A 1398-nucleotide genomic window follows, 5' to 3' on the forward strand; every position below is an offset into this window, starting at 1 on the left:
TATCAAACTGAACAAACTGGATATGCAGACCCTGGGTCTGGATTCGTTTATGAAAGATTTCGAAGATATTGGTATCACCGTGAATGGGGCAGGTACAGCGAGCAGCCAGTACGAAGATCAAGCGACAAAACTGGTAAATAATACTGATACTGGCGTCACGTCTCCCGCTAACGGTGAATGGAGATACTCCACTGCAGAAGCCGATCTCTTCAAAGATGCCATTGAAGATGCCAACGGTGGTACAACCCCGGCCGGGGCTGTCGAAGTTTACCAGCTTGATGGCGAGGTATTTGCTTACGATGTTGCCGCCAAAAAAATGTATGCCGTTGATGCAAGCAAAATAACGTTTGCTGCACACGGTACTGAAGGAGGCAAGGCTGCAGTCACTGCTGTTGATGGGACTGGCGGTGGTCTGACAGAACTCAACGATGCAGATACTGATATGCTGCTGAATGGCCCAAGTGATTTCAAAGAAGGCTCATCCACCGCACTTGCAGAGGGTGATAAGGTTAAACAGGCTGGTGGTGGTGGTGGTGAATTTGATCTTAATGCAGCCAAACTTGACGAAATCTCCATAGCCGCATTTGGTGCTGGTCAGGATGCTGAAAAATCAGGCATGAAGATGATCGCAATGAACGATGGCACATCTGACCGTTACTTTGTTTATGGCGAAGATGATAAAGGTATTATGGCTTTAAAAGAAATCACCTTTGACGCCGCAGGTTTACCAACTCCTTCTGCCGTCCGTCCTGCCGATTCCGACGTTGTGATGAAGGAATTTGGCGCCCTTTCCGCCGATAAACTGCTGGAAAAACTGGATAGCGCCATTACCCAGATTGCTGACTTCCGTGCCGACCTGGGTGCCGTTCAGAACCGCTTTAGCTCCATCATTGCCAACCTGAACACCAACATCATCAACACCACCGAAGCGCGCTCCCGTATTCAGGATGCGGACTTCTCTGTTGAAGTGTCTGCCATGAGCCGCGCCAACATCCTGCAACAGGCTGGCGTCTCCGTACTGGCGCAGGCCAACCAGGTTCCGCAGAACGTTCTCTCCCTGCTGCGTTAATCTGCGCTACCCCCTCAATGTCATTACGCGCGTGCCTCACGCGCGGTTTGCCCTCCCCGGTGGAGGGCTTTTTTTTATTTATTGTCATCGGCTAAAAATATATTTCAGCGATTTTTATTTCACCCGATGAATAAAGTATGCGGAATACATAACGCATATCTAAAACGTTATTTATCACACTAAAGGATATAGCAATGGCACAGGTCATTAATACTAACGCGTTGAGCCTGATGGCTCAGAACAACCTGAACAAATCCCAGAGCCAGTTAGGCACCGCGATTCAACGCCTCTCTTCCGGTATGCGTATCAACAGCGCAAAAGACGATGCA

The 1398-nt window shown here is 49.0% G+C and carries 2 protein-coding genes; both read left to right on the plus strand.

The window, feature by feature from the left end:
• Positions 1-1069, plus strand: a 1069-nt coding sequence (locus tag VSR74_RS23150; protein ID WP_347796830.1) for a flagellin, incomplete at its 5' end; no start/stop codon positions are given.
• A 194-nt stretch (positions 1070-1263) separates the two neighbouring features.
• Positions 1264-1398: flagellin N-terminal helical domain-containing protein (locus tag VSR74_RS23155; RefSeq protein ID WP_459349931.1), on the plus strand; the 135-nt coding region annotated here is incomplete at its 3' end.

The sequence above is a fragment of the Pseudocitrobacter cyperus genome, assembly GCF_039889165.1.
Lineage (GTDB): Bacteria > Pseudomonadota > Gammaproteobacteria > Enterobacterales > Enterobacteriaceae > Pseudocitrobacter > Pseudocitrobacter cyperus.